Origin of the sequence: Desulfuromonas sp., from assembly GCA_002869615.1 — a bacterium.
Classification (GTDB): domain Bacteria; phylum Desulfobacterota; class Desulfuromonadia; order Desulfuromonadales; family UBA2294; genus BM707.
Window position 1 is genome coordinate 1 of sequence record PKUH01000029.1, and the last position, 7,367, is coordinate 7,367.

The 7,367-nt window shown below is 51.9% G+C and carries 8 protein-coding genes; 1 reads left to right on the forward strand and 7 read right to left on the reverse strand.

What is annotated here, in order from left to right; translation table 11 throughout:
• The 7 genes from C0623_03910 to C0623_03940 all read right to left on the reverse strand — a co-directional run.
• The coding region (locus tag C0623_03910; GenBank protein PLY02367.1) for a hypothetical protein at positions 1-1,669 on the reverse strand (1,669 nt) is incomplete at its 3' end.
• A gap of 306 nt (positions 1,670-1,975) precedes the next feature.
• A complete protein-coding gene (locus C0623_03915; protein PLY02368.1) occupies positions 1,976-2,695 on the reverse strand; it encodes a serine/threonine protein kinase in 720 nt (239 codons plus the stop codon).
• Positions 2,696-2,721: 26 nt separating this feature from the next.
• Positions 2,722-3,069: a hypothetical protein gene (locus C0623_03920; GenBank protein PLY02369.1), complete on the reverse strand. Its 348-nt coding sequence runs from the start codon at positions 3,067-3,069 to the stop codon at positions 2,722-2,724.
• 30 nt (positions 3,070-3,099) lie between these two features.
• A complete protein-coding gene (locus C0623_03925; protein PLY02370.1) occupies positions 3,100-3,315 on the reverse strand; it encodes a hypothetical protein in 216 nt (71 codons plus the stop codon).
• Between the two features lie 150 nt (positions 3,316-3,465).
• Positions 3,466-4,452 carry a hypothetical protein gene (locus C0623_03930; protein ID PLY02371.1) on the reverse strand — a complete coding sequence of 329 codons (987 nt, stop codon included), beginning with the start codon at positions 4,450-4,452 and terminating at the stop codon, positions 3,466-3,468.
• 110 nt (positions 4,453-4,562) lie between these two features.
• Entirely contained in the window at positions 4,563-5,612 is a 1,050-nt protein-coding gene (locus C0623_03935; GenBank protein PLY02372.1) for a hypothetical protein, read from the reverse strand.
• Positions 5,613-5,616: 4 nt separating this feature from the next.
• A complete protein-coding gene (locus C0623_03940) occupies positions 5,617-6,498 on the reverse strand; it encodes a hypothetical protein (protein ID PLY02373.1) in 882 nt (293 codons plus the stop codon).
• Between the two features lie 47 nt (positions 6,499-6,545).
• Here C0623_03940 and C0623_03945 point away from each other — a divergent pair, with 47 nt between their 5' ends.
• Positions 6,546-7,271, forward strand: coding sequence for a 6-carboxyhexanoate--CoA ligase (locus tag C0623_03945; GenBank protein PLY02374.1), 726 nt, complete (start codon positions 6,546-6,548; stop codon positions 7,269-7,271).
• Positions 7,272-7,367: the final 96 nt, after the last annotated feature.

The following is a 7,367-nucleotide window of genomic DNA, read 5'->3' on the forward strand; positions in this document are numbered from 1 at the left end:
CGTCAGTTGGCTCCGCTGGGACAACCTCGTCAGTTGGCTCCGCTGGGACAACCTCGTCAGCCGGTTTCGGGACTACAACATCGGGTGGAACCAGAACCAGCAGTTCTACCCGTCTGTTTAAGGCACGACCCTCCCTGGTCTCATTGGTTGCAATCGGATATGTTTCACCGAAGCCTTGCACATATACACGTTCTGGTTCTACGCCATTTTTCGTGAGTTGCGTTCCATACTGAACAGCACGAGAAAGGGACAAATCCATGTTGTAGCGATCGGACCCTGTGCTGTCGGTATGACCATCAATTCGCATGGCATACCAATTATTGTCTCGGCTCAATTCGACAGCAATCATCGAGAGTGCAGCTGAACCTTCCGGGGTGAGCGCAAACTGGTTCACTTCGAACGCGAATTCCGGCATGAGGAAACGTCGATAAACTTTTGCCCTGTTTGTTGTCGTTGGGTCGATCGGGTGACGTTCGGTCCCTGCCATGGCTGGAGTGCTTACCGTAGATAGCGACTGCTGACCAGCTATCTTGGCGAAAGTTTCGGTAGTTGAAATGTTCTGGTTCGGCTCGAGCAGTATAATCTCTGCGTCGTCCTCGATCAGAACCTCGACCGCACTGGCCGCCGCCGGTGCTGCCAGTATCTCTTCGAGAGTCATAATTGGTATTGCCGGGGAGACAGGCTGTTCCAGGGGCTCGATGACTTCCGGGGCCGGTGGCAAGATCGCCGGCGCAACAGGTGCCTGTTTCGGTTTGACCAGCAAGGGTGAAAGGGTTTTTATTTTGAGAGTATTAACCGGCTCAGTCTTTTCCTCATCAATATCTTCTTTCGGCGGTAACATTTGCTGCTTGATCTGGCTGTAGGTTCCGATACCCTGACATGTTGACAGGCCAATCAGTATTCTCGACTCCGGTCCGGTCGGGCTGAGATTTGAGGAGTAGATTGACTGTCCGTAGCCGATTGAAAGTGTCAAGTGGGGGGAGATGAAGTACTGGAGCCCGGCCATCCATTCACCGCTCTTATCTCCACCGGTAGTTGTCTCGGAATAGGAGTCAGCTTCAGCGATAAGCCGCAGTCGTTCGATCGGGAAAAACTCGATTCCGCCGCCGAAGCCGGTGACGTCTTCAAATGGACCGACGCCGCCAGCTATATTCTCTTCAAGGTCCAGGGTGCCGCCCCAGGCATGCAGCCCGAACTTTTCCTTTTTCAATGAAACGATGCCGCGAATCAGTTTATCGGTCAGGCCGTCCTTGGCAGGATCGTTCGAAACAGCCCGTCTGAACTGAAAATCGACAGCGAATTTCAAAAGTGAGTTACGTTGACCAAAAAGGCGCAGTTTGGTGCCGAGGAGAGAGTAGCCACGACCGCTCGCCTCTTCCTCATCATTGAAGAGCAGGTTGGGAAAGGAGCCATAAGCTTCCATGAAGGAACCGAGGCCGAGGGTTACCGCAAAAGGTACGATTGTCGCGTCATATTCGGTTGCCGGGGTTTGTCCCCATTCGGAGATGTCACTCCAGATTCCGGCGCAGATATTGCCCGAATTAAGTGTTTGCGCTGTCGGTTGAGTCAACAGGCCGGTGGTTCCACAGGTCGTAGGCAGTGACCAGGCGGGACAGGCGATCAATAGAAACAGTACGATTGGCAGAAGAACCCTTGAAGTCGATTTCATCAGTGTCTTTTCCGTGAGATGCAAAGTGTTAATATATATCACTTTTTTGTACAGTGAATCAACAACACGGCACCCTTTGGTGTTTTTTTGTTTGTCTCGTCGTTGAGCGGCAGAGCCACGTTACTCTGCCGGTTCTCAACTCATCGACAATTTTTGCCAGATTCATGCCAAATGGAATTGCGATATGGGTTTCTTTGATGTTTCTTCCGGGCGAATGGCACTCTGCTGATTGTGGCGGCATAAATGAGATTCTGAGCTGATTAATACATCTGATCTCTTCAGGGACTTGCCAGGTTTTTGTCGCCTTTATTTCGACCCGAAGTAGTTTTTGAAACGGTTGCGCAGACGGCGCCATTTCCGCTCGGGCCAGTAACCGTCGAAAATCCAGAATTTGCGAAAACCTTTGAAGTTATCAAGGAACTGCTGCCGTTCATGGTCAAGCTCTTCCTCGCAGAGTCTGATCCAGTTTTTGTAAACGCCGGAAAGATCGACACCTTCGATAAACTGCCTGATGCCGCGCGGCAACCACGTCACAAAAAATCCGGTTTGGAAATCGATGAGATAGGGTGTGCCGTCGGCGGCACGGATGATATTGCCCATGTTGCGCAGGTCGAGATGAACATACCCGGCCCGGTGCATCGCCTTGACCCGGTTTTCAAATTCGATGAAAAATGATTTTGGAAGTTTCTGGTCGCTGTTGCAGAGAAATTTAATCGTTTCTCCACTGATAAATTCCATCGTCAGGGCGCAGGGGCCGATTCGCCTTATATCTCCGGGGATTCCGGGAACTTGACTGAGGCTGTGCAACGCTCTGGTTTCACGGGCAGTCAGAACGCGCCCGACCGTGTTTCTGATCAACCAGGAGCGGGAATAAAATTCTTTAAGAACCAGCTGCCGGCCACCGGTTTCAAATCGATAAACGATAGAGTTGGCGTATTTCCCCTCTCTGAGCAGAACCAGACCATCTTCCGAAATGCCGGGGTCGTCGTATTCGGATTGGAGTAAAGCGATCAGGTGTTTCAGCATTCTTCTGTGCCCGGTTTGGCCTGAATTCAAATCATAAAGGTGAACAGATAGAAAATAGCGTAGACGACCAACAGGCCGATCATGTTCATTGCCCCATGGTTTTCATGGAAGGTTTCCCAGTTCCAGAACAGAACAGCCTGCAGATCAAACCCCTTGAATGACGGGATGAAACGGGGGACCGAATTGTAGTAATCCTCGTAATCCTTACCGAACAGATCAATCAGTTTTTTCTCCTCGCGTTCAACCCGGTTGACCATGTAAAAACCGTAGATAACGGTATAGGGAATTGCCGCCCAGACGCCCGGGACACCGACCAGCAGGAAAATTCCGAGGATAATAAAATAGCGGCTGAGGTACATCGGGTTTCTGACCATGGTGTAGGGCCCGCGGTAAGCGAGAACTTTTTATGTCCTGAGGCAGGACCAGCACCAGAGCTGAGAAATTTCACCGAACAGAGAAACGGCGAATCCGATCCAGAACCAATCCGGGTCAATCAGCGGTGCCACCAGGCATAATGCCGCGACGGCAACAATATAGCGGATTTTCATCCACAATTTGCGCAGTGCCTTGTTATTGAATATGGAGTGTACCTGGTCCAGGGATTTTCCTGAGTTTTCCATGAAAAGAGTCCTTTTTGCGCTATTGATTACAGCAGGCCAGATTGATCTGACCTGACGTTTATACCCTAAGTGCCGGTTTTTCGAAAGGGCATAGTAGTTAAAGAGAGGGGATATTGTCCAGCGCTATTCACGGTTGTTTGCGAAAAAATGTTAATTTTTCATACTCTCTTTACGAAGGAGGTCCTTCTTCAGCAGGTGAATTTCACCTGCTTTTTCAAGGGCTACGCAGGCGTGATGAGCAAGTTGAATCAAGAAATGCAATTCATGATCGGTGAACCGCCCGCCGTTGCTGTTGCCACTGATGACAATAATTCCGACTTCTTTATTGTGAAAATGCAGCGGCGCAGCCAACAGACCTGGAAATTCATAGAGATCGTGCAGCTCGGTTCCGGTTGAAAGTGAGTGATAGTTTGATGGCATATTCTCCGGAACGAGAATCGGCTCACCTTTTTTCAGAAGATGCGATGTCAGGCCGTTGGCAAGGCCACGGGAATACCGGCGGCAGTGCGCCGGGTCGATACCGGAACCGGTTTTAAGACAGAGTTTTTCGCTGTGGTGATCAAGCAGGGCGATAAAACCCCGCCTGGCGTGGATTGTTTTCAGGGTCGAGGCGAGCAACGTTTTGAATAGCTCGCGGACATCTGTTGCGGTGGAGACCATTTCAATCGAACGGTTCAGTTCCTTGATCAGGTTCAGGGAATGCTGAAGGTTGCGATTCTGTTGTTCGAGTTCACTCAGCAACAGTTGGTTCTGATCACGCAGAGCAATGTGAGACAAGACTCTTTCAAGGGTCTTGTCGAGGATCTCTCCGGTGTCGATCGGTCGGACAATGTAATCATAGGCCCCGAGCCGAAGCGCTTGCAGCAGGTTGAAGGAGGAGTCATTGTTGGTGATCAGGATAACTTCTATCGTCGGATGGTGTTGTTTGACCTTCTGGAGCAGATAAAGACCGCTCATGGACGGCAGCTCGGTTTCGGTCAGGACCAGCGAAGCATCCATCTGGTCGAGAAGTACGAGGGCGTCTTCACAGTTGGCGGCTTCGACAATCCCGAAATGCCGCTCTTCAAGCAGTTCGCGAAGTTGTTGTCGGCGGTCGTTATTGTAATCGACAACCAGGATACGATGGTTTACTGACATAGCACCCCTCCGGATTGTTGAATCAACTAAATTATAACAGAATTAAGGCTTTTGTCCGGTACGAAGGACGATAAGGAACTCTTGATCGGGGCAGGAAAAAAATACGGGAATTATGTGATATCCGGGCGATCGCCGCGAGCGCGTTTGTAATAGAATGAAAAAAGTGCAAAAAAGACTCCGAGAGAAATTGCGATGCCGCCAAGCATCGCGAGTCCGGCCCCCGGGTCGCGATTGATCGTCAAAACCGAAATCGTTTGATAGATCGGTCGACTCGGGACCATCTGGAAATTGATATTTCTCAGTTCGTCCGGCAGCCCCTGCCCGAGAAAGTACCAGCCGCGCCATCGCTCCTTGTCGTCTTCGAGCAGTCGCATCAGGTATGCCGGTTCACGCAGGTTGTCGCTGCGGCTCACTATTTGCCCGTTATGGATTATGGCATCAGGAAGAAATGCGTCGGCGATGATCCGGTATCCATTATTGAGGGGAATCGCATCGCCGGCGACAAGCCGATAGCCTTTGCCGACCGTCGGCACAATCACTTCAAAGCCGATCGGCAACTGACCATAAGTGGCGGGTGTGATAACCAGGCCGTTGTGGAGAAGTGGCGTGTTGGTCTTGACCAGACCGCTGGCGACCGGCTGGTTCCCCTTGAGCAGCGTTACACTGTTCAGCATGTCGACCGGGCGACGTTGCTCATTAAGGAGCGGCTCGAAACTGTCGAGACGAAGATAATGTCCCGGCATGACCTTGAGAGGGATCGTCTCGCCAACAGTAACCTTGTTTCCGGTGCTGCGATCGCCGGCGATGCTCCCCCAGAAATAGGCGATAATGATCAGGACAAAGCCGAGGTGAATCAGGTATTCACCGGTTTTTCGCCACCGTGCCCGGAAGTTGTACAACCATTCAATCAGGCAGCAGGCGGTATTGACAGCTAAAAGTATGACCAGGGTTCCGGTTATGTAGAACCACCAGCTGAGGCCCGGGCTGCTTCGGCCAAAACGGCTTGACCATTCGCCGAGATTCATGGCGTCGAGGTCCGCAAAAACGTCCGGGTTGAAATGCATCACCAGTGATCCTCCCATCGCAAGCATGGTCGCGACAGAGGCAAGTATGATCGCCAGTTTGAGGGAGCAGCAGGTCCGCCAGATCATTTTCAGCATACCGTTACTCCAGTGGGTGATTGCTCTGCATCAATAAGCCGATGCCGAGGTAGGTAAAAAGGACAACGAAAAAACCGGCGATAGAGAGCCAGGCGTAACCGGTGCCCTGCCAACGACGGATAAACTTGGCATGGCACATCCCGGCGTAGAACAGCCAGACAATTGATGACCAGACTGATTTGATGTTCCAGGAAAAATAATAACCCCAGGCAATATGGGCCCAGATGCTGCCGAGAACCAGGCAGAGTGTGAACAGACAGAAACCGAGGAAGATCGCCTCCTCGTTCAGTTTCCGGATGGTCGCCAGGTCAGGCAGAAGTTCAGTCTGCAGGCGTTTCTGCAACAGGTAGAGTGCACCGAGGGAGAAGGCCATGGCAAACAGGGCATAACCGGTAAAGGAGAAAATGATGTGCCAGGTAAAAAGTGGCGTGTCGAGACTCGGAATTAATGGTGGCAGGGATGGGTCCCTGGGAAGAGCTGAGCCCAGCAGCAACAGTGTCAGAAAGACGACAAAGAGTCCTGACGCATGAATCCGATAACGAAGTTCAAAATAGAAATAGGTCAGCGCCAGTGACCAACTGAAGAAAAACTGGGTTGAAAACAGATTGGTGACCGGTAGAAACCCGGCCGTGTACCAGCGCAATCCGAGGCAGAGACTATGCAGAAAAAAAGAAGCGGTAAAAAAACAGAAGGCAGCCCTGAGCCAAAGTGCCTTGCGGCCGATCGCATGCGCAAGGTAGAGAATCGTCGATCCGAGATACCCGGCAAAGGCGCACTTGAGAAGAAAGATATGAAATTCTGTTGATTCCATCAATTCCGCAGTTTTTTCTGAACAGGTTATGACTGCGGCGGAGATTAGCATAAATAAATGGAAAATGTAAAACAAACATTGTCAACCTGCCTCCTGTGTTCGGTTGACAATGATGAGTTGAAGTGATAATTATCGCCGTTATGAATAACATGTATTACAGCGTCAGAATGCATTGCGAGCGCGGGTCGGCACATCTTTCCGGTGCAGAGCGGCTGGTCCGGAAAGACAGGATCGAAAGCGTCGCCGCCGGGATGCTGCAGCGGGCCATAGCGCATGCTCCGGCAACGCTGCAGATCACCGTCGATGAAATCGATTCAGCTACAATCGTGCGCGGTGCTGCGCCGAATCTGACCGAGATCCCGATTGCTGACTATCTGGCTGGCCGGGAACGCGCATTCCAGGCGTTATTGGCTGCCGGAGTTGTTGCCGATGTTGCGATGACGGCCCTTGAGCTGATTGCCGAAGGTGCCGGTCCGAACGGCAGCAATATGCGGGGCGCCATGCTGATCGATGCACGGACCGGTGAAAGGCTGGAGCCGGTTTCGGCGCGCGGCGTTCGGGCGACCCGGATGGATGTCGAGCCGGATCTTGATGAAGCCTTTACCCGTAGCCTGGTCAGTCAGGGGCTGAATCATCATCGGACCCGTGAAGCATTGATACTGGCTGCGAAAGTCTTGGCTGCCCCTGGCATCATTGCCGAACTCTGCTGGTCGGACGATCCGGAGTATACGGCCGGTTATGTTGCGGCACCCGGTTTCGGCTATCTCCGTATCCCGCAAATGAAAGAACGGGGCAGTTGTCACGGCGGCCGGGCTTTTTTTTTTCATGCCCGGGTTCCGCTTGACTGACACGATCCGTTTTCTCGAAGAGACGCCGTTTCTGATTGATCGGCTCGGTCTGATCGGCAGCTCGGCCGGAAAGCGCTAAATGGACAACTGGAAGAA

What these genes read in the sequence shown, in the direction of transcription:
- C0623_03920 (PLY02369.1), bottom strand. Translation starts at nt 3,069, where the DNA reads ATGGTCAGAAACCCGATGTACCTCAGCCGCTATTTTATTATCCTCGGA.
- C0623_03930 (PLY02371.1), bottom strand. Translation starts at nt 4,452, where the DNA reads ATGTCAGTAAACCATCGTATCCTGGTTGTCGATTACAATAACGACCGC.
- C0623_03935 (PLY02372.1), bottom strand. Translation starts at nt 5,612, where the DNA reads ATGCTGAAAATGATCTGGCGGACCTGCTGCTCCCTCAAACTGGCGATC.
- C0623_03915 (PLY02368.1), bottom strand. Translation starts at nt 2,695, where the DNA reads ATGCTGAAACACCTGATCGCTTTACTCCAATCCGAATACGACGACCCC.
- C0623_03925 (PLY02370.1), bottom strand. Translation starts at nt 3,315, where the DNA reads ATGGAAAACTCAGGAAAATCCCTGGACCAGGTACACTCCATATTCAAT.